The 18,195-nt window shown below is 35.9% G+C and carries 25 protein-coding genes; 16 read left to right on the top strand and 9 right to left on the bottom strand.

Annotated features, from left to right (window positions below; translation table 11 throughout):
• Nucleotides 1-85: 85 nt before the first annotated feature.
• Nucleotides 86-517, bottom strand: coding sequence for a GNAT family N-acetyltransferase (locus T323_RS0117365; protein ID WP_035179110.1), 432 nt, complete (start codon nt 515-517; stop codon nt 86-88).
• A gap of 95 nt (nt 518-612) precedes the next feature.
• The gene (gene ytvI / locus T323_RS0117360; protein ID WP_026674416.1) at nt 613-1,671 is read right to left on the bottom strand and encodes a sporulation integral membrane protein YtvI; all 1,059 of its coding nucleotides are present in this window, start codon (nt 1,669-1,671) and stop codon (nt 613-615) included.
• 132 nt (nt 1,672-1,803) lie between these two features.
• Between ytvI and T323_RS0117355 the strand changes: the two genes are divergently transcribed.
• Both T323_RS0117355 and T323_RS0117350 read left to right on the top strand, forming a co-directional pair.
• Nucleotides 1,804-2,157 carry an Asp23/Gls24 family envelope stress response protein gene (locus T323_RS0117355; RefSeq protein ID WP_026674415.1) on the top strand — a complete coding sequence of 118 codons (354 nt, stop codon included), beginning with the start codon at nt 1,804-1,806 and terminating at the stop codon, nt 2,155-2,157.
• Nucleotides 2,158-2,220: 63 nt separating this feature from the next.
• The gene (locus T323_RS0117350; RefSeq protein WP_026674414.1) at nt 2,221-2,673 is read left to right on the top strand and encodes a TcaA NTF2-like domain-containing protein; all 453 of its coding nucleotides are present in this window, start codon (nt 2,221-2,223) and stop codon (nt 2,671-2,673) included.
• Nucleotides 2,674-2,704: 31 nt separating this feature from the next.
• On the opposite strand, the gene T323_RS0117345 is transcribed toward T323_RS0117350, so the two are convergent.
• Nucleotides 2,705-3,061 carry a YugN family protein gene (locus T323_RS0117345; protein WP_026674413.1) on the bottom strand — a complete coding sequence of 119 codons (357 nt, stop codon included), beginning with the start codon at nt 3,059-3,061 and terminating at the stop codon, nt 2,705-2,707.
• A gap of 207 nt (nt 3,062-3,268) precedes the next feature.
• Here T323_RS0117345 and T323_RS0117340 point away from each other — a divergent pair, with 207 nt between their 5' ends.
• The 3 genes from T323_RS0117340 (at nt 3,269) to T323_RS0117325 (ending at nt 5,381) form a co-directional block, all read left to right on the top strand.
• Complete coding sequence (locus tag T323_RS0117340) at nt 3,269-3,697, top strand: CBS domain-containing protein (protein WP_026674412.1); 429 nt, start codon at nt 3,269-3,271, stop codon at nt 3,695-3,697.
• Nucleotides 3,698-3,983: 286 nt separating this feature from the next.
• Entirely contained in the window at nt 3,984-5,084 is a 1,101-nt protein-coding gene (locus T323_RS0117330) for a CAP domain-containing protein (protein WP_035179105.1), read from the top strand.
• A 72-nt stretch (nt 5,085-5,156) separates the two neighbouring features.
• Nucleotides 5,157-5,381 (top strand): hypothetical protein, encoded by a 225-nt coding sequence (locus tag T323_RS0117325; RefSeq protein ID WP_026674410.1) that lies wholly within the window; start codon nt 5,157-5,159, stop codon nt 5,379-5,381.
• Nucleotides 5,382-5,413: 32 nt separating this feature from the next.
• Here the strand turns inward: T323_RS0117325 and T323_RS0117320 are convergent, their stop codons facing one another.
• A complete protein-coding gene (locus T323_RS0117320; RefSeq protein WP_026674409.1) occupies nt 5,414-5,794 on the bottom strand; it encodes a hypothetical protein in 381 nt (126 codons plus the stop codon).
• Between the two features lie 10 nt (nt 5,795-5,804).
• Nucleotides 5,805-6,296, bottom strand: a complete 492-nt coding sequence (locus T323_RS0117315; protein WP_026674408.1) for a PaaI family thioesterase — start codon at nt 6,294-6,296, stop codon at nt 5,805-5,807.
• 182 nt (nt 6,297-6,478) lie between these two features.
• On the opposite strand from T323_RS0117315, the gene ylbD reads away from it, so the two are divergent.
• From ylbD to T323_RS28085, 3 genes are all read left to right on the top strand, one after another.
• On the top strand, nt 6,479-6,961 hold the full coding sequence (gene ylbD / locus T323_RS0117310; RefSeq protein ID WP_026674407.1) for a spore coat protein YlbD: 483 nt from the start codon (nt 6,479-6,481) through the stop codon (nt 6,959-6,961).
• 17 nt (nt 6,962-6,978) lie between these two features.
• Nucleotides 6,979-7,245 carry a YlbE-like family protein gene (locus tag T323_RS0117305; protein WP_026674406.1) on the top strand — a complete coding sequence of 89 codons (267 nt, stop codon included), beginning with the start codon at nt 6,979-6,981 and terminating at the stop codon, nt 7,243-7,245.
• A gap of 209 nt (nt 7,246-7,454) precedes the next feature.
• Complete coding sequence (locus T323_RS28085; RefSeq protein ID WP_051556582.1) at nt 7,455-7,910, top strand: hypothetical protein; 456 nt, start codon at nt 7,455-7,457, stop codon at nt 7,908-7,910.
• On the opposite strand, the gene T323_RS0117295 is transcribed toward T323_RS28085, so the two are convergent.
• Entirely contained in the window at nt 7,911-8,672 is a 762-nt protein-coding gene (locus tag T323_RS0117295; RefSeq protein ID WP_026674405.1) for an ATP-grasp domain-containing protein, read from the bottom strand.
• Between the two features lie 103 nt (nt 8,673-8,775).
• Between T323_RS0117295 and uvsE the strand changes: the two genes are divergently transcribed.
• Both uvsE and T323_RS0117285 read left to right on the top strand, forming a co-directional pair.
• Entirely contained in the window at nt 8,776-9,729 is a 954-nt protein-coding gene (uvsE, locus tag T323_RS0117290) for a UV DNA damage repair endonuclease UvsE (RefSeq protein ID WP_026674404.1), read from the top strand.
• 44 nt (nt 9,730-9,773) lie between these two features.
• The gene (locus T323_RS0117285) at nt 9,774-10,214 is read left to right on the top strand and encodes a YlbF/YmcA family competence regulator (RefSeq protein WP_026674403.1); all 441 of its coding nucleotides are present in this window, start codon (nt 9,774-9,776) and stop codon (nt 10,212-10,214) included.
• 147 nt (nt 10,215-10,361) lie between these two features.
• On the opposite strand, the gene T323_RS0117275 is transcribed toward T323_RS0117285, so the two are convergent.
• Complete coding sequence (locus tag T323_RS0117275) at nt 10,362-10,682, bottom strand: hypothetical protein (RefSeq protein WP_026674401.1); 321 nt, start codon at nt 10,680-10,682, stop codon at nt 10,362-10,364.
• Between the two features lie 109 nt (nt 10,683-10,791).
• On the opposite strand from T323_RS0117275, the gene T323_RS0117270 reads away from it, so the two are divergent.
• Nucleotides 10,792-11,070 (top strand): YlbG family protein, encoded by a 279-nt coding sequence (locus tag T323_RS0117270; protein WP_026674400.1) that lies wholly within the window; start codon nt 10,792-10,794, stop codon nt 11,068-11,070.
• A gap of 636 nt (nt 11,071-11,706) precedes the next feature.
• Nucleotides 11,707-12,948: an MFS transporter gene (locus T323_RS0117265; RefSeq protein ID WP_026674399.1), complete on the top strand. Its 1,242-nt coding sequence runs from the start codon at nt 11,707-11,709 to the stop codon at nt 12,946-12,948.
• Nucleotides 12,949-12,963: 15 nt separating this feature from the next.
• On the opposite strand, the gene T323_RS0117260 is transcribed toward T323_RS0117265, so the two are convergent.
• Nucleotides 12,964-13,353 carry a DUF7147 family protein gene (locus T323_RS0117260; protein WP_026674398.1) on the bottom strand — a complete coding sequence of 130 codons (390 nt, stop codon included), beginning with the start codon at nt 13,351-13,353 and terminating at the stop codon, nt 12,964-12,966.
• Between the two features lie 438 nt (nt 13,354-13,791).
• On the opposite strand from T323_RS0117260, the gene rsmD reads away from it, so the two are divergent.
• Together rsmD and coaD are read left to right on the top strand one after the other, a co-directional pair.
• On the top strand, nt 13,792-14,349 hold the full coding sequence (rsmD, locus tag T323_RS0117255) for a 16S rRNA (guanine(966)-N(2))-methyltransferase RsmD (RefSeq protein ID WP_026674397.1): 558 nt from the start codon (nt 13,792-13,794) through the stop codon (nt 14,347-14,349).
• 15 nt (nt 14,350-14,364) lie between these two features.
• The gene (gene coaD, locus T323_RS0117250; RefSeq protein ID WP_026674396.1) at nt 14,365-14,847 is read left to right on the top strand and encodes a pantetheine-phosphate adenylyltransferase; all 483 of its coding nucleotides are present in this window, start codon (nt 14,365-14,367) and stop codon (nt 14,845-14,847) included.
• 165 nt (nt 14,848-15,012) lie between these two features.
• On the opposite strand, the gene spoVV is transcribed toward coaD, so the two are convergent.
• Nucleotides 15,013-16,230, bottom strand: a complete 1,218-nt coding sequence (gene spoVV, locus T323_RS0117245; protein WP_156942469.1) for a dipicolinic acid transporter SpoVV — start codon at nt 16,228-16,230, stop codon at nt 15,013-15,015.
• Nucleotides 16,231-16,353: 123 nt separating this feature from the next.
• On the opposite strand from spoVV, the gene T323_RS0117240 reads away from it, so the two are divergent.
• Nucleotides 16,354-17,133, top strand: a complete 780-nt coding sequence (locus T323_RS0117240; protein ID WP_026674394.1) for a patatin-like phospholipase family protein — start codon at nt 16,354-16,356, stop codon at nt 17,131-17,133.
• Nucleotides 17,134-17,137: 4 nt separating this feature from the next.
• On the top strand, nt 17,138-18,190 hold the full coding sequence (locus T323_RS0117235; RefSeq protein WP_026674393.1) for a SepM family pheromone-processing serine protease: 1,053 nt from the start codon (nt 17,138-17,140) through the stop codon (nt 18,188-18,190).
• Nucleotides 18,191-18,195: the final 5 nt, after the last annotated feature.

The following is an 18,195-nucleotide window of genomic DNA, read 5'->3' as shown; positions in this document are numbered from 1 at the left end:
GTATCAAGTTCACAAATAACGGGTGCTCTGACCGAAAAATTCAGGTGAACGTGAAAACACCTTTAAGAATCATTTCTTAAAGGCGTCATAAAATAACTTTATAGTATCCTGTACTTTTACCGATGAATCCAAGTTTTTGATAAAACAAATGGGCAATTTTTCTTTCCTTGCGATTGCCACTATTAAGGACGATAGCATGGGCTCCTTTTCCTTTGGCCCAATGTTCCACCACTTCAATTAGCTTTTTCCCAATTCCTTGTTTACGATAGTTTTCTTCCACAACCATGGAAATGATTCTGACATATGTATGGTTTTTTTCATAAGCTAACTGGTGACAAGCACCAACCATACCAACAATTTGTTGATTTTGTTTGGCTATGAAGGTTTCATAATCAGGATGCTTTGAAATGGTAGTTAATCTTGATTCCATTTCTTCTTTTGTTGTAGGGTATCCTAAACTAATCATTAGCTTAGAAAGCTGTGGATAATCTTGTTCCGTAATCGTAGTAATTTCCAAGAATAAACGCCCCCTCGTTAAAAAAAAGCAAAGGTTGAAACTACGATTGTTTTCCATGAAAGAAAATGTGCAGTTTTACCCTTTGCTTTTTTTCGTTAAATCTTAAAGTTCATTTTAATGATGCCAGCTTCTTTTGCTGAAGTAAAAGCAATCACAATTAATGGACCGATAATGAAGCCCATTACCCCAAATAACATCAATCCAATATACATTGCAATTAATGTCGCTAATGGGGATAAACCGATATGTTGGCCCATTACTTTTGGTTCAACAGTTCTTCTAATAACTAGTAATATTCCAGCTAAAATTAAAAGTTGTGATCCAAGAGCAATGTCACCTGTGAATAAATGAAAGAGCGCCCAAGGTCCGAGAATAGCAATCGACCCTATGATTGGAATGAAATCAATAATCCAAATAATAAACGCCATTAAAAGGGCAAGTTCTGGAACGATGATAAGCAATCCAATTAAGGAAACAGCAAATATAACAATACTGACTAAAAATTGTGCTTTAATAAAGCCAGAAATTACATACATGAGTCGTGACACCATAAAATTAACACGGTCTGCTGTTTTTTCTGAGAAATAAGAATATAATTTAACTTTGAGCCTTGGTAATTCCAACATAAACAAAAATAAAGCAATTAAATAAACAATAAATTGAACTAGGTATGCAGGTATTTTCGTTACGAGTGATGTGATATCATCAATTAAATTTCGGTCGCCAATATCGCGGCGTAGTGTTGTTAAATACGAACTAACTTGTGCATTAATTTCATATACGAGATCAGGAGGTAAATCTTCATAGCTGTCTTCTAGATTTTTTTGGAAATCTATCCAAGCTCGATTAATATCATTTATATAAGTCGGAAGGTTTTCAACGAGTTGCACTCCCTGAGTAACGGCTTTAGTTACAATAAAGTAACCACTAAGCCCAATAAAGCATACAAATAATACAAAGACCAACATGACAGCTATATTTCGCTTCACTTTCGCTTTTTTTAAAAGGAGTTCAACGAACGGTGTAAGAACAAGTGCTGTAAAAAAAGCTAAAAGAAGTGGGACAGAAACTGGCAAAACATAATATCCAATAATAATGAGCGCAATAATTGCTAGTATGGTGAAGAGTATACGTTTTGAGAAAATATAGGACAATTTTAAACCCCTTTCTGATAAATAGCCATCTATATCATATTATAGTATGTTAGGACAAAGATGAACAGAAATTTACTTATGTTTTTGAAAAGATTTATTGTGTAAGGCCTTTCAAAATAAAGGAAAGGATTGATGAAAGTGATTGCGAAAATTTTAGAGGATGGACACTTGTACATGAGCGAGCAAATTGTTTTGGATTTATGTGATCATGTTATAGAGGAAATGAAACCTAAATTACAACCGCTTCCCTTATTAAAAGACCAAGTAAAAACATGGATTCGAAAAGATTTTAAAAATGGAATCGAAATATCCTTCCATGACAATCAGCTACACATAATAGCGAAAGTCTCGATTTTATATGGTGAATGTTTGCCAACATTGATTCAAACGTTTCAATCATTAGTGATATCTGAACTTGAAGAAATGACAGGTTTTAAAGTTGGCTTATTTGATGTTAAAGTAGAAGCTGTACATTTCCAATCATAAAAAGTTGCAGTTTCTAATCGTTTGTTTTACTCTTTTTATAGACTTACAAAAAGGAGTACAAACATGAGACATTGGAAACAAATAATAATTCTTGTACTATTACTACTATTAGTTGGCTGTAACCAGGACATTGGAGAGTTAACAAGCGTATCTCAAGAAGAAGAACAAGATGTCGCCAAATTTATCGTTGAATATAAAAATCAATTAGTTGATGCTGTAAACGGTGGTAAATTCAATGATGTTGAACCGTATTTAGTAGCTAATACAACCTTTTACCATGCTGTTCGAAGATATGTAAGTGACCTGCAAGATAACAGTCAAACACTTCAAGTGTTGCAACAAGACATTGGTGATGTTCAAATAAATGAGCATGGTGAGTATTATGCAAATGTAATTGAAGTGGAAGAAACAACAGACCGTTTTGGCCATGTTGAAGTGGAAAATTTAGACCTTTCGTATGTACTTTATCCATATGAAGAAAGTTATCGGTTGATTACTATAATAAAAAACAAGTAACTTGAGAACATTCCTCAAGTTACTTGTTTTTTTATTGTTGCTCTAATTTTTCTTTAAGCAATTCAAGCTTTTGCTTGCTTTTTGTGACAATTGTATTTGGAAACTCCTCGTTTTCATACTCGACACCATGTGGATAGTAATGCTTCCCTAAAATTGGGTCAAGAAGTTTCACTTTAGCATCTGGTGAAGGAATATCTCCTTCAATTGCATAAGCGTGAACACGTAAGAAATATGTAACGTTATGTTCAGTCGAAGCCATTTTATAATCAAATGTCACTCGCTCATAATCCCATTGCCCTGCATGGATAAACCCAGCAGACTCAGCGGCGTGTTGCAATGTTGAAAATTTAAATTCTTTATCACCTAAACCAATTGATTCAAACTTCATATTTTTCCCTCCTAGAGCAAATACGGCTTTATACTTCTATAATGATAGTATGAAACAACCGAAGATGCAACGTCTATTGGTGAATCTTTTATGACGAGCCTTTAATTGGATGAAAATTAAAACATAAACCAACTTCTTTGCTGTAGAATGTCCTTTTTCGTTGTTGGTTATCCTAACTGAGAACGTTATTAAAAAGGAGGAATTTCAATGGAACATTTACGCGATGTTATGACTACAAATGTTGAATATTGTACACCTGTCGATAATGTATTTGAAGTCGCTGTTAAGATGAAAGAATTAAATGTTGGTGCCATCCCAATATGTGAAGAAAAACAGCTTATGGGGATGATTACAGATAGAGATATTGTCATACGAGGGGTAGCAGAAAAACGTCCTAACTCGACTCAAGTGACAGAAATTATGAGTGAAAATTTAATTACAGCAACACCAGATATGGGCATTGATGAAGCGGCTAAAATGATGGCAGAAAAACAAATCCGCCGTTTACCGATTGTGGAAAACAATCAATTGGTGGGGATTGTTGCTCTTGGTGATTTAGCGGTTCATACAAGTTCAAGTGATGAAGCTGGTTTTGCTCTTAGTGAAATTTCAGAACGACCAGAAGTTCATCATTAAGTTAATGAAGAGTGCCGATAGTGGCACTCTTTTTTTTTTTGAAAAAAATATAAAAATTGAGCAAAAGAAGGGAAGCTTTGAAAGCTATTTCTCTCAAGCCAAGGCTCCGCACTTCGCTTGAGAGAAAAGACGCTCTCGCGTTTTTCTTCATATATTCTTCCTTCGATTTTTGTCTGATTACAACGTATCCATTCTATTATTGTCGGATAAGATTTTCTTGGCAGGAATACGAATAAAGAGCGAGAACCTTACATAACAACACTATAAAGAGAGAGAGGAGCATCTTATGAATCGTTTAGGCTGTGGGGTTGTAACAATGTGTTCGCTTTTTCTACTTGTGGCATTTGTATTTGTGTGGCCCATGTTGTCAACTGAACAAAGCGAAAGGGAAAACATCGAGCAACTGGCGGAACTCATTATTCCTCATGAAGAGGAACAAGTGGAACCTGTTGTGAAAATGGAAGATGAGCTTGAAGAAGAAAATGAAAATCTTGAATTTACATTAGATGTATTACTCGGAGAATCCACGGAGGAAGTTGTGAAACAACTAGGGGAACCAAAGAGAATTGATCCTTCTTTATATGGATATGATTGGTGGATATATTATGTTGAAGATGATGGTTATATCCAAGTAGGAATTGAAAAAGATGAAGTCGTCACGATTTACGGGATTGGTCGTTCGATCGCTAGTGATCCATTTGTAAGTGGAACGGATTACAATGACATAATGCGTCATGTCGATATTACTGCTCAAGTGCCGATCCAAGCTGAGGGGGCATCTTTTCGATTTGAGTTAAATGATGAGGAATTGCAAACGCAGCCACTTGTTGAATATAATGGAAATTATATTCAACTATATTTTGATACATTTACAGAGCAGCTATCTAGTGTACGATATATTAAAGGTGATGTGTTACTAAAACAACGTCCATATGCGCTTACTTATCGTGGTTCCTTACCAATGGTAGATGAGCCGACAGAAGAAGAATGGAAAGCCATTGAAAAAGGAGCAGAGCAACAAATTCTCGACATTACAAATGCGATTCGATATCTACATGATAAACCACCGTTGGAATGGGATGAAAAAATTGCTTCTGTTGCTTATGGTCATAGTGAAGATATGAGTACGAATGAATTTTTTTCTCATGAATCACCTCAACATGGGGAATTAGTTGATAGGCTTCAAGAAGGAAATGTAAAGTACCAAACAGCTGGGGAAAATATTGCAGCAAATTATGTAGATGCCATTGCTGCTGTTGAGGGCTGGTTAAATAGTGAGGGGCATCGCGTGAATTTATTAAGTGATGAGTTTACTCATTTAGGAGTCGGTGTACATGAGTTGTATTATACTCAAAATTTTATGACACCATGGCAATTTTTAAATTAAATCCGTTCTAAATTCCCTCTGATAAACATTTATTAAATATTGAGTAAAGTTCAACACGTCAGGGGGAAAAATATGAAAAATGCTGGGCTTGCTGCTGTGTTAAGTTTTTTCTTTGCCGGTTTAGGTCAAATTTATAATGGGCAAATTGCAAAGGGAATTGCGTTTATTATCGCTTATTTTATTTCCGGGTTACTCATGTTTATTATTATTGGTTTTATTACTACGCCAATTTTATGGATTTGGGGAATGGTCGATGCGTATAAACAAGCAGAAAAAATAAATGCATCTGGTGGGTAAAGATGAATAATAGAGCGGGATGTGGAAAAAGGTCAATTCAACCTTTCAACCACATCCCGCTTTTCGATTCGATTGGCATGAAATAATAAAGTTTCTACCCATTGACCATGCGCATGGATAATAGTGCCGACAGGAAAGGAGTAATCCTGACCATCTTTAATTGGCTTTTCAAAGATAACCTCATATTGTACTCCTTCTTTGGTTTCTATTGTTAATCTGATTTTTCTTGTATATAAATGTTGATAATACCGTTTTTTTTCGGACAATTGTTTAATTATTTTTCCACGTAGACTTGATACTTCTTTAATTGTTCCCACGTTCTCCCATTCGCATCTATATTTCTTTTTGTCCTTTTTCACAATAAATAAAAAAATCGTAAAAAGAATAGGAATAACAATAGCGGCTACCAACATGTAACTCCTCCTATTTTTTTGTAATGGTAAAGAAAGTACCTGTTCCTGTTGCAATAAGATGGTTTTTATCATTAAATACCTTTGCTTCAACAACAGAGAGTTGTTTTCCTTGATGTAAGATGGTAGCAACACAGCGAAGATGAGAACCAATTCCTGGTCGAATATAATTCACCTTCATTTCCACCGTAACAGCGGATTGGTTTTCCGGTAGGTTTGATATTAACAAACCACCCATTGTACTATCAATTAATGTAGCTGTCATCCCACCATGAACTATCTTTAAAGGGTTTTCAATTAATGGTCGGATCGGGCAGGAAATTTCAAAGTCACCATTTTCTAATTGTTTTGGTTTGACATCGGTTATGGCAGATAAATAGGTTCTGAAGTTCCCTTCTTGTTTTTGTTGTAGTCCGGTTAATATCGATGATAGTACGTTATATTCCTCATCAGAAGCTTTCTGAATGAACGTTTCAAATTGGTCTCTTAGTTTACTGACATCCATCTTATTCGAATCCCTTCTACATAAAGTCATTATTAATAATAGCAACATAACGAGACGATCCGCAAATCATGTGTGTTAAAGAAAAACATTCAGAAATTGGGCTCACCAATAAATGGGCATCTTTATACAATGTAGAGAAGACAATTTGGATGGAATTTGTATTTAGAAAAGGAGGGACAAAAATGGGGAAAAAACGCTCATTGCATCCTTCTGTACAGGAATTTAAGAAGTTTGTGAAAGAGCATCCACTGTTAGTGAAAGAAGTTAAAGAAGGAAGGAAATCCTGGCAGGATGTGTATGAAGAATGGACATTGTTAGGACCGGATCATGAAGATTGGGCGTCTTATAAAAAAGGGTATTCCAAAAAAGAAATAACTTCAGAGAAAGTTGTTCAAGAGGAGGAAAAAAAGGAACCGCAGAAAGAGGAAACGGATAAAGATAAAGATAAAGAAAACAGCAATCAATTAAACATTATGGATCTAATCAAGAAAATAAATATTAATGACTTACAGCAACATATTACTCAATTTAGCGGTGTGCTATCGAATATTCAAGGGTTAATGCAAACGTTTCAAGGACAGCCCAATCAGCAGCCAGGACAGCAAAGTCAACAAGCACAACAGCAACCTCAGCAAGAGGATCCTTTTTCTTTTAGACAACACTAATAGGAGAGATGTACACAATGCGAAGAGACGTTTATATGCAGTTAACGAATAAACCTGAGTTGAGACAGTTTGTTCGTCAACATCCGCATTGGTATCGAAAATTGAATCGTGAACCACATACCATTTCAACATTAGAACAAGAAGCAAACCAATTTTATGGAAAAACGTTTCCACAACGAATTGAACGATTGCAAGGCAATTTAAACCTAGCAATGATGATGATTCAAATGTTACAAAGTACAGTAACAAATCAAGGACAACAGCCAACTCAACCTGACTCATAGCACTATAATTTGCTATGAGTTTTTTTTTCAACATTATAAAAATGTATAAAAATGTTGGTAAAGCAGTGAAGCTTTGAGAGCTTATTCTAGAAGATTGTAGGCTCCGCACTGCGCTTAAAACGAAAAGTCCTCCCGCGTTTTTCTTATGGGACGAATGAGATTTGAAAGAAAGTAAACACTAAGAAAGAAACAATGTGGGAGGGATAATCATGAAGAATGTATTTTGTATAGTAACGTTGGGAGTCATTTTCTTGTTTTCGTCTCCTTTAATTTTCGCATGTGGAGAGGAAGTCCCTAAAAATGAACAAACAGCGCACCATTACCGTGTCATCCCCTTTCAATCAAATGGCGTTGTGACGGTGACTACGAGTAATGAATCAAGGAAAATGGAAATTGGACATGAAGTTAAGGAAAATGACTTATATATTGAATGTTTTATTCATGATTTTCATTTTTCTAAGGAAAATACAGGAGCCGCACATGTTGATGGAGAAGGTCACATAAAGCTTTATATAAATGGGGCATTTGTTGATTCCATTTATAAAGCAGGATTTATCATTAAAGACCTCCCGAAAGGAGAACATACAATCAAAATTGAAGTTGTTCAAAATGACGGAAGGCCTTATGAGTTAGAAGAAGAGTTCACGGTAGAAATCACAGAGTAATTACAATGAAAGTAAGTAGTCATGTACGATTTTTTCAACAGAGATACCTGCTTGTTGAAACCCTTGATTTCCAAATAGAATATTAAATTCTAAAAAATAAGCTTTTCCTCCGGCCATGACAACATCAAACCCAGCATGATTAATTCCGAGTTCACGAGCTGTTTTCGCTACAAGGTCAATTGCATGAGTGGGAATATTGTCAAAGGAAATTTGTCCACCTTGGGCTACATTATTTCGAAATGAATGATGTTCATTTTTACGTGAATATGCTGTGACAACTTGATCACCAACAAAACAAATTCGTAAATCTTGTTCAATAGGTAAAAATTCTTGAACATAAAAGTAGGGGTTAGCTTCGGCATATTCATAAAATTGTGACTGGTTTTCAATAAGAAATACGCCTTTACCCATTGAACTTCTTATTTCTTTAGCAACAAACGGAAATGGAAACATGGCAAACACTTTATTAATGTTCGTGTCATTTCTTCCTAAAATGACGGTTTTTGGGACATGTTCAGGACAAACACTCCATAGTGCACGAGTTACTTCAATTTTATTAAAACCGAGCTGAATAGATTGGATGCTCGGGAATATTTTTTTCTTCATCCCATAAACAAGAGCATTGACTTGCCAATTTTCAGGATATAAACAAATATCAGCAGCATTTATTTTTTCACGTTCTTCAAACATATGCTCTGGTTTCACATATTTCACATTAGGAATACCAATCGTTCGAAACGGATTAAATGTAACAAAATTCAAAGCGTCACCCTCTTTCTTTATTTAATACAATCGAGGAAATTATAGAAGGTAATTGGTTCGATGTCAAATGAAAGAGGGTGGACAAAGAGAAGAGGCGAACGTTGTGATTGTAAGATTTGGATATGTAGCGATGAGTGAAATGTTAAAAAATGCTTCTCCTTCTCAAACAATGACTGCTAAACAGTTTGCAACACTATCTAATCAAGAAGCGGGTTTAGGACGCTTAGAGCGAATCGCAAAATCAAATATTGAAAATACGCTACGTTTATTAAAGCATAACAAAGCACATGACATTGAATTTTTTCGTTTTTCTTCTAAACTTGTCCCTTTAGTTAATCATCCATATACAGAAGGATGGAAGTATGAAAAAGCAATAGCGGCAGAGTTGAAAAATCTAGGAGATTTTGTGCATGCAGAACAAATGCGAGTTGATTTTCATCCAGACCATTTTGTTGTTCTTAACAGTCAATCTAAAGAAATTACGCAACGGTCGATGCAAACGCTCTTATATCACTATAAATTATTAAAAGGAATGAACATAGATCCAAAACATCGTTGCGTATTGCATATAGGTGGAAGTAAAAATGGAAAAATGGAAGGGTTAGAAACTTTTATTGAAAACTTTTCAATCATTCCTGAATCGTTGAGCCAAATGATCCTACTAGAAAATGATGATACAATTTATAATATTAATGATGCTTTATATTTGGGTGAAAAACTTGGAATTCCAGTTGTTCTAGATTTGCATCATCATGATTTAAATCCAAGTGAAGAACCAATTATAGAATTATGGGATAGAATAAAAGAAACATGGGCTAATAGTCCGTTGCCAATTAAAATTCATATGTCTAGCCCTAAAGAAGGAGATATGGATAAACGACATCATGATTTTATAAATCATGAACGGCTGTTACATTTTCTAGAGAATATTTCTGCAGAACAGGTTGATGTCATGATAGAAGCAAAGAAAAAAGACCAAGCACTACTGAAGTTAATGGCAAAGTTAAAAGAGTCTAAGCGCTGTGAATTATTAACAGAGGCAAGCATTAGAATGTAATTTTAAGTGGATTTGTGTATAATGAATTCAGGAGGTGCATCACTATGATTACGACGATGACATCTGTTGATATTATAGAGGAAGCTGCAAAATTATCAGATATGATTCTTGCTTCAGATACTTTTGCTCATTATCAGCAATGTAGATATAAATTACTTCAAGATAAAAAAGCACAAACACTGATTCAACAGTTTAACAAATGGAAAGAGCGTTATGAGGAAGTGCAACGTTTTGGGAGATACCATCCAGATTACGATGTTGTTTCAACAGAGATTCGCGTAGCAAAACGGGCAATGGACAGTGAGAAAACCGTATCAGACTTTAAAAAAGCAGAAACAGAATTAGAGCAATTGTTAAATGAAATAAGTCAAATTATTGCTCATGAAGTTTCTGAACATATTAAAGTCCCAACAGGTAATCCATATTTCGATAGCATGTCATGTAGTGGGGGATGTAGTACTGGTGGCGGCTGTGGATGTAATTAACCAACAATAAATGTGAGAAGGCCACTGGGAAAGGAAAATTCACTTATTTCAGCGGCCTTCTCTTTTTCTATATGAGTCGTATGGCTTTTTGCTCCATTTTCACTAAGTGCAGCATTCTTAGCAAAATAGCTTGTATTTTCAAAAACATTAGCTCGTAAATCGAATGCAATCGAAACATCCGTTTCCACAACAAAACATCTTCTCACTTGGAACGAGAAACCGTATTCGGTATACATACATGTTTTGTTGTTGGCGAACAAAATGGAGGTCCATATTCAAGCGTTTCCCCTTCATGGCACGAGTTCCTACTTCTTTAATATGTGAATTCAGTTTTTTTAAAGAAATCGGTTCCTTCGTTGTAATATAAACGAAAGGGATTTGTGCACGGTCTTTTTTTGTAACTGATGTGATGTATGTATTTTCTTTTTCTATTTCATCTAAAAAGAACGACCAAACTTGTGCAAGCAAAAGCTCACCACCTTTTTGTCAACTTAAGTACAAATGCTATTGCTCGTTAAGAATGAACATGCTAGACTAGTGATAACCAGATTCAAGATAGGACAAAGGAGAACAAATCATGGTTGTTAGTGAAAGGCAAGGAATCGCCGTTTGGTTACATTCTTTAAAGTACGCTAGACAATTAAGAAAATATGGAAATGTTCATTATGTTTCAAAGAAAATGAAGTATGTTATATTATATTGTGATCAAAACAAAGTTTCAACCACGGTTGAAAAGCTGGAATCATTTCATTTTGTAAAAAGTGTAAACGTTTCGATGAGACCATTTATTAAAACAGAGTATCAAAATGCAAAACCAGATAAAGCGAAAGAATATGATTATCGCATGGGTTTATGAAAGATATCCTAAAAGGACACACCTTTTGGGGTATCTTTTTTTACATATATGAAAATATAAAAATTTTGTTATAGCAGTGAGGCTTTGAAAGTTTATTGTAGAAGAGCGAAGGCTTCGCACTTCGCTTGAAAGAAAAGACCCAAGTGAATCATTCAACACTTGGGCGGGTTTATCGCGTAAGCAATTTTGTTGTTTATGGTAAGTAAGCGGCCATGAAAACCGTTATCTGTGAACATGGCTAGCGTTTTGGAACGTTGGAGGACATAGGAGCCGTTAATCATAATATTTCGCTAGGTATAGAGTGGCTTTTGCGTGAATAAACGCTCCTGTGGCCGCTAAAAAACGGAAACCCGTATCATGTTCACAAATAACGGCTGCTCTGACCGCAAAAATGGGACATGGGATGTGTTTGTTGTTTCATCATACACTTCGCTTGAAAGGAAAGACGCTCCCGTGTTTTTCTTACATAAATCTTCCTTAGGGATATAGAGTAAATCAAATCTTTAAGCATAGAGAAGCAAAAGTAAGAAAACAAGATGATTTGCTTCTTTTCCACTTTGATACCTTACTATAGCCGGATTGAGTATTTCGGCATCCGAAATATATAATAGGTGATGAGTAAGGAAGTGAAATGCCATGAAGATGTGGAAAAGAAATCTATGTATTTTAGTTGTAAGTCAATTTTTGGTGATCGCAGCAATGACAATGATCATCCCCTTTTTGCCATTATATTTACAAGAGTTAGGGGTAACGGATCCCGATAAAATTGCTATATGGGCAGGGGTAATTTTTGGGGCAAATTTTTTAACCGCCTTTTTATTTTCCCCTTTTTGGGGAAGAATGGCTGATAAATATGGAAGAAAGTCAATGATTTTACGTTCTGGCTTTGGAATGGCGGTTGTCCTTAGTTTAACTGGATTTGCGGTTGGACCGATATCGTTACTGTTTTTAAGGTTAGCAAACGGTGTGATTTCAGGGTTTATTCCTGCCTCAATTGGACTTGTTTCAACGAATACCCCGAAAGAACGAGTAGGATATGCGCTTGGAATATTACAATCAGGAGCGGTTTCAGGTGCCATTTGTGGGCCGTTATTTGGTGGTTTACTAGCACAGGCATTTGGCTATCGTATGATTTTTTTTGTAACGGGTGCTGTCATCTTGGTTGCCGCATTTGTTGTTCTCTTTTTTGTGAAAGAAGATTTTACCCCATCTCCGGGTATGGAAAAGACAAATACAATTCAAGATTTTAAAGCGATAACAACAAAAGGACCGATCTTCTCGTTATATTGCATTGTATTCTGTATCCAACTTGCCATAATGGGAGTAAATCCCCTTCTCTCCTTATTTGTTCAAGAGTTAACAACAGAAGCGAATGTTGCTTTTTATGCAGGAGTTGCTGTGTCAGTAATGGGATTTGCCAATATGATTGCTTCTCCGCAACTTGGTAAATTAAGTGATAAAAAAGGTGCACAACATGTCCTCTTTTATTCGTTACTTGGTGTAGCTATATTTTCTATCCCACAAGCATTTGTTGTTGAGCTTTGGCAATTGATTTGTTTGCGTTTTTTACTTGGTCTATGCTTAGGGGGATTGCTACCTGCTGTAAATACATTAATTCGACACTATGCTCCAACCGGGATGGAAAGTCGAACATATGGATTTTCGAATAGTGCAATGTATTTAGGAACAATGCTTGGACCAATGATCGGTGGTGTGATTGTAAATATCATTGGAATAAGAGGGTTATTTATTAGTGCCAGCTTGATACTGTTTCTTGCTATTATTGTAATGAAAGTGAAGGTATTTCCTGTTACGGAAGGGAAAAGTTCAGCAAATATGAAACGAACTCATAATAAAGTGGAAGCTCATCAAAAATAGATGGCTTCCGTTTTGCTATTGTAAAGGAGGGATAATTCGATTCATCCTAAGGACACCAATGATATAACTATAATATAAATCTTTTTCCTGAAATGAACTTGAATGTCGAACGTCAATGGTAAATATTTCTTTTTGCAGTATTGCAGCGAGTGAAGTAAAGAGTGTATAGCGCCTTGTTTCTTTCCATGAGAATTGCGGAATGCCTTCCCGACAAATGTAAAGGGGGTAGACATGACCAGGAGAGGCAGGGTGTAATGTGACGACAAAGGAGCACATCTTTTTCTCGTCCTTGACGGTTTGTAAGCAAATTAGCTTGTCAATACGGTGCTTATTTGTATTGGCAATTTCAATTAATTCATAAAGATCAGAATAGCCTTCCCCTATTTCAATAAATCGTTGAACCATAGAATATCTCCTTTTTTATTACGCTGTATTCGTATTTTATGTTGTAAGCTGTACATGAAACTCGCTATTCAACAAAATTTACGACATTCTATTAAAATCTAATATTTATGTTATCACAAAAAAAAATCCTCGCAAGAAATTCTTGCGAGGTGCCCTACAACATACTCAGTATGTACAAGGCTATGGGAGAGGAGAAACCGGAGGAAGAACTTATGGGGAAACGTAAGCCTTCTCCGCGGTTGTCGCAACATTGATTGAATGTTGCTACTCCTAGTATCGCCAGTGGATAAAAATCTATACGTCTGTTTGAAAAATATTCTGTATGTAAAAAGAAGATGATATAATAGGCTATCCCCATTTGAATATTGTTAATGTTTTCATCATTTTGTGATAGGATAAGGAAAGATAATAAAAGTCGAAGGTTAGGTGACATCTACTTTGAGAGTCATATCAGGTGAGCATAAAGGAAAACCAATTAAAGCGGTTCCAGGAACAATGACAAGACCAACGACAGATAAAGTAAAGGAAGCTGTCTTTAATATAATTGGGCCTTATTTTAACGGGGGTATAGCTTTAGATTTATATGGTGGTAGTGGAAGTTTAGGCATTGAAGCCCTAAGTCGCGGCATGGAAAGAGTGATCTTTGTAGACCAACAAAAAAAAGCGGTAGATGTGATAAAAGAAAATGTTAAGCGCTGTAATTATGAAGAAAGAGTAGAAGTTTATCGGAATGAAGCTTCAAGAGCATTAAAAGCGCTTGTGAAAAGAGATATACATTTTACTTGTATCTTTTTGGACCCTCCCTATGCAAAACAGCAGCTAGAGCGGGATTTGACATTTATTTCAACCAACGAGCTCTTACGTCATGATGGGATGATTATGGCTGAGCATGACCATAATGTTGTGTTACCAAATATCATTGAATCTCTACAATGTATTCGATCAGAAACATATGGAGATACAACGATTTCAATTTACAATAGAATAGATACATAAAAGGGGGATTCAACAATGAAAATTGCAGTATGTCCAGGCAGTTTTGATCCGGTTACATATGGACACCTTGATATTATTACTCGAGGAGCGCATGTATTTGATAAGGTCATTGTTGCTGTTTTACATAATCGAAACAAACAACCGTTGTTTAGCATAGAAGAAAGAGTAGGTTTATTAGAAGAAGTAACAAAGCATATTGATAATGTTGAAATCGATTCTTTTAATGGTCTTCTCGTTGATTATGTCGCAAAAAGCCAAGCCAATGTCATTATCCGTGGACTCCGTGCTGTCTCGGATTTTGAATATGAAATGCAAGCAGCTTCTATTAACCGAAAACTAAAATCAGAAGTAGAAACGTTTTTTATGATGACAAACAATCAATACTCTTATCTAAGTTCAAGTATTGTAAAAGAAGTGGCAAAGTATAATGCTCCGGTTTCCGATCTAGTTCCAGATATAGTGGAAAAAGCGTTACAAGAAAAATTCAGGCAAGAATAAAGATACAAAAAGATGTCCGAGCGAGTCAAGAAGCGCTTTGGACATCTTTTTTGAAAGATAAGAGAAATTTTAGTCTACCAGTGAAGCTTTTAAAGCTTATTCTAGAGGGAAAGCTCCTCACTTCGCTTGAAACGAAAAGACGCTCCCGCGTTTTTCTTAATATACTTATCGATAGGACATGCGACGCATACGAATAAAGACATAGAGACATAAGCAAACAAGGGTGAAAAATGACCCGTATTGAAGCAAATAGGACCAACCTTCGACGAACCATGAGTAAGATTGCTGCTGCAAGAAAACAGGGACAGCTGTAGGATGATCTGTTGTCACTTGGTTCACATAAAGGGGGTTCCAAAAAATAACAGTGAAAAAAGCAGCAAGAAATCCGTGTATTATTCTAGCGATAAAATATGGTTTAAAACGAATATCTGTCTCTGCTAGTATACTTGCTACTTGAGCTTGAACAGAAAGTCCGCTAAACGCTAATATAAAACTCATCACAACAGCTTTTTGAAATAATGTTGCATCCTCAACATTACTTGCCATTTGTCCACCAAGGGTAATTTCAAATAATCCTGAGATTAATGGGACACTAAGTTCAGTTGGAATATGAAAAATGGCTAGAACAACGGACAAGGCTACCGATAATATGTGGGTGACTTCAATTAAGCCTAATAACTTGTTTAACACAGAAAATAAAATAATAAATCCGCCAATCATTAATAATGTATTGACCGATGATTGGACGGCATCTCCAAGTAATTTCCCCAATGGTCTTCCATCTCGAATTCGCTCCTCATGAAGAGCTTGAAGAGATTTCTTTAAAGAAAAGGGAGGAGGAGAACTTTTTTTCATCGTCTTTTCTTTTGAGTATCCATGAAATCTCATACATATTCCTACACATAGATTCCCTAAATAATGAGATAATGCTAAGATGATGCCTAATGTTGGGTTATGAAAAAAGCCAACGGCAATTGCTCCAAAAATAAAGAGTGGGTTTGATGAATTCGTAAACGTAACTAAACGTTCTGCTTCGATCTGTGTTAATTTTTTTTCTTGACGTAATCGAGCAGTAAGTTTGGCGCCTGCTGGATAGCCAGATGCTAATCCCATAGCCCAGACGAATCCACCTTCACCAGGAACTTTAAATAATGGTCTCATAAACCGCTCTAATATCGTCCCTAAAAATGTGACGACACCAAATCCAATTAGTAATTCAGAAACGATAAAAAAAGGAAGTAATGATGGAAATACAACATCCCACCACATTGTTAAACCACGTATGGAAGCGTCCAGTGATTCTTGTGGAAAAATCATAAGTGAGGCCGCTAGAAAAATGGCAAGTGTGGCTAGAGCGATTGTTTTTATTTTTGATGGATTCACTTGCATTGCCCCCTATTATAAAGAATAAAACATGTCCCATTAATCAATATACGTATAGTCCAGCAATTTAGACCATATGATTGAAAACACGGAATTGTAGTCGTATGATAGGAGGTAGTAACAATGAGACCAAAAATTGGATTAGCCCTTGGTTCAGGAGGAGCAAGAGGGTTTGCACATATTGGAGTTTTAAAAGTATTAACAGAAGAAAAGATCCCAATCGATTATATAGCTGGAAGTAGTATGGGGGCTCTTGTCGGTGCTTTATATGGGGTTGGGCACTCGATTCCAAATCTTGAACGATTTGCAACATTATTTAGAAGAAAATATTATGTTGATTTTACCGTTCCAAAAATGGGGTTTGTCACAGGAAAGAAAGTGACAGAACTAATTAGGGTGTTATCAAAAGGAAAATCTCTTGATGAGTTAAGTCCGCCAGTATGGACAGTGGCAACCGATTTAAGAACAGGGGAACGAGTTGTTTTTAAAAAAGGCAATTTACCAGAGGCTGTTCGAGCAAGTATTTCTATACCTGGTATCTTTGTCCCTATTAAAATGGACAATCGTCTTCTCGTTGATGGGGGAGTCATTGATCGAGTTCCTGTTTCGCTCGCAAAAGAAATGGGGGCTGATATTACGATTGCCGTTGATGTTTCTTATTTTCAAGTTGAAAAAGAAATCCAATCAATATATGATGTAATACTACAAACATTAGATATCATGGAACGAGAGATGGTTCGTAAAGAAGAGATTGATGCCACGATTATGATGAAGCCGATGATAAGGCAAGCCAGTTCGATTGCATTTACTAATGTAGAAGAATACATCGCCCTAGGAGAGGAAGAAGCAAGAAAGCAACTTCCAAAAATAAAAGCTGAAATTGAAAATTGGAAGGGGAAATAAAGCAATGGTTATTGAACATAAGAAAAAATCAAAACTTCGTATGCGGTGGATTGTCTTATCGATTTTACTCCTATTACATTTCTATCAGCTTCCTTTTTATTATACTCAACCTGGAGAAGCAAAAACATTAGCGCCTGTGATTGATGTAGAAGGTGGCTTTAAAGAAGAAAATGGGTCGTTTATGTTAACGACTGTAAAAATGGGAAAAGCAAATGCATATTTCTACGCATGGGCCCATTTAAGTGATTATCGAGAAATTATCCCAGAAGAACAAATCGTTGGACCAGAAGAAACAGATGAAGAATATTTTCATCGACAAGCAATGATGATGGCTAGCTCTCAAGAGGCAGCAAAAATGATTGCGTATGAAAGAGCAAATAAAAACATATCGATTGATTACCATGGAATTATGGTCTCTTCATTTATTGAAGGAATGCCAGCTGAAAAAGTATTACAACCTGGGGATCGAATTACTTCTGTAAATGGTGTTGCTGTAACTTCTATTGAGCAATTGAATGAAGAGGTAGCTGAAAATGATAATGGAGAAGATATTCTTTTAACGATTACTCGGGAAGGAGAAACTCTTGAAGTCATCACGACAACAGCACCATTTCCAAAAGAAGTTAGTGGTGGCGATGAACGTATAGGACTAGGAATTTTATATCCTGTTGTTGATCGAACGGTCTCGTTTTCTCCAGACGTCACAATTGATGTATCAAAAATAGGAGGTCCATCAGCTGGATTAATGTTTTCACTTGAAATTTATAATCAATTAGTGAAAGAAGATATAACAAAAGGGTATCAAATTGCGGGTACAGGAACGATTAATGAAGAGGGAAATGTAGGGAGAATTGGTGGAGTAGAACAAAAGGTTGTTGCTGCCCATAAAGCTAGTGTCGATTATTTCTTTGTCCCAAAAGAAGGTGCCCGAGAAGATTCAAATTATAAGGAAGCGTTACGAACAGCTGAAGAAATCGGCACAAAAACAAAAGTCATTGGTGTAGAAACATTTGATGAAGCATTGGAATTTCTTCAAGAATTGCCACCAAAACAGTAAAACAA

The sequence above is a fragment of the Alkalihalobacillus bogoriensis ATCC BAA-922 genome (assembly GCF_000621445.1).
Lineage (GTDB): Bacteria > Bacillota > Bacilli > Bacillales > Bacillaceae_F > Bacillus_AO > Bacillus_AO bogoriense.
This window is presented reverse-complemented; position numbering and strand designations above follow the sequence as displayed.

Bases quoted from the DNA above. Each gene is read 5' to 3' on its own strand.
- ylbD (WP_026674407.1), top strand. From the start codon at position 6,479: ATGGGGAAAAAACGCTCATTGCATCCTTCTGTACAGGAATTTAAGAAG.
- T323_RS28085 (WP_051556582.1), top strand. From the start codon at position 7,455: ATGAAGAATGTATTTTGTATAGTAACGTTGGGAGTCATTTTCTTGTTT.
- T323_RS0117265 (WP_026674399.1), top strand. From the start codon at position 11,707: ATGAAGATGTGGAAAAGAAATCTATGTATTTTAGTTGTAAGTCAATTT.
- T323_RS0117355 (WP_026674415.1), top strand. From the start codon at position 1,804: ATGAAAGTGATTGCGAAAATTTTAGAGGATGGACACTTGTACATGAGC.
- T323_RS0117320 (WP_026674409.1), bottom strand. From the start codon at position 5,794: ATGTTGGTAGCCGCTATTGTTATTCCTATTCTTTTTACGATTTTTTTA.
- T323_RS0117285 (WP_026674403.1), top strand. From the start codon at position 9,774: ATGATTACGACGATGACATCTGTTGATATTATAGAGGAAGCTGCAAAA.
- T323_RS0117270 (WP_026674400.1), top strand. From the start codon at position 10,792: ATGGTTGTTAGTGAAAGGCAAGGAATCGCCGTTTGGTTACATTCTTTA.
- T323_RS0117340 (WP_026674412.1), top strand. From the start codon at position 3,269: ATGGAACATTTACGCGATGTTATGACTACAAATGTTGAATATTGTACA.
- T323_RS0117350 (WP_026674414.1), top strand. From the start codon at position 2,221: ATGAGACATTGGAAACAAATAATAATTCTTGTACTATTACTACTATTA.
- T323_RS0117240 (WP_026674394.1), top strand. From the start codon at position 16,354: ATGAGACCAAAAATTGGATTAGCCCTTGGTTCAGGAGGAGCAAGAGGG.
- T323_RS0117305 (WP_026674406.1), top strand. From the start codon at position 6,979: ATGCGAAGAGACGTTTATATGCAGTTAACGAATAAACCTGAGTTGAGA.
- T323_RS0117235 (WP_026674393.1), top strand. From the start codon at position 17,138: ATGGTTATTGAACATAAGAAAAAATCAAAACTTCGTATGCGGTGGATT.
- T323_RS0117345 (WP_026674413.1), bottom strand. From the start codon at position 3,061: ATGAAGTTTGAATCAATTGGTTTAGGTGATAAAGAATTTAAATTTTCA.
- T323_RS0117325 (WP_026674410.1), top strand. From the start codon at position 5,157: ATGAAAAATGCTGGGCTTGCTGCTGTGTTAAGTTTTTTCTTTGCCGGT.
- T323_RS0117330 (WP_035179105.1), top strand. From the start codon at position 3,984: ATGAATCGTTTAGGCTGTGGGGTTGTAACAATGTGTTCGCTTTTTCTA.
- T323_RS0117315 (WP_026674408.1), bottom strand. From the start codon at position 6,296: ATGGATGTCAGTAAACTAAGAGACCAATTTGAAACGTTCATTCAGAAA.
- coaD (WP_026674396.1), top strand. From the start codon at position 14,365: ATGAAAATTGCAGTATGTCCAGGCAGTTTTGATCCGGTTACATATGGA.
- T323_RS0117260 (WP_026674398.1), bottom strand. From the start codon at position 13,353: ATGGTTCAACGATTTATTGAAATAGGGGAAGGCTATTCTGATCTTTAT.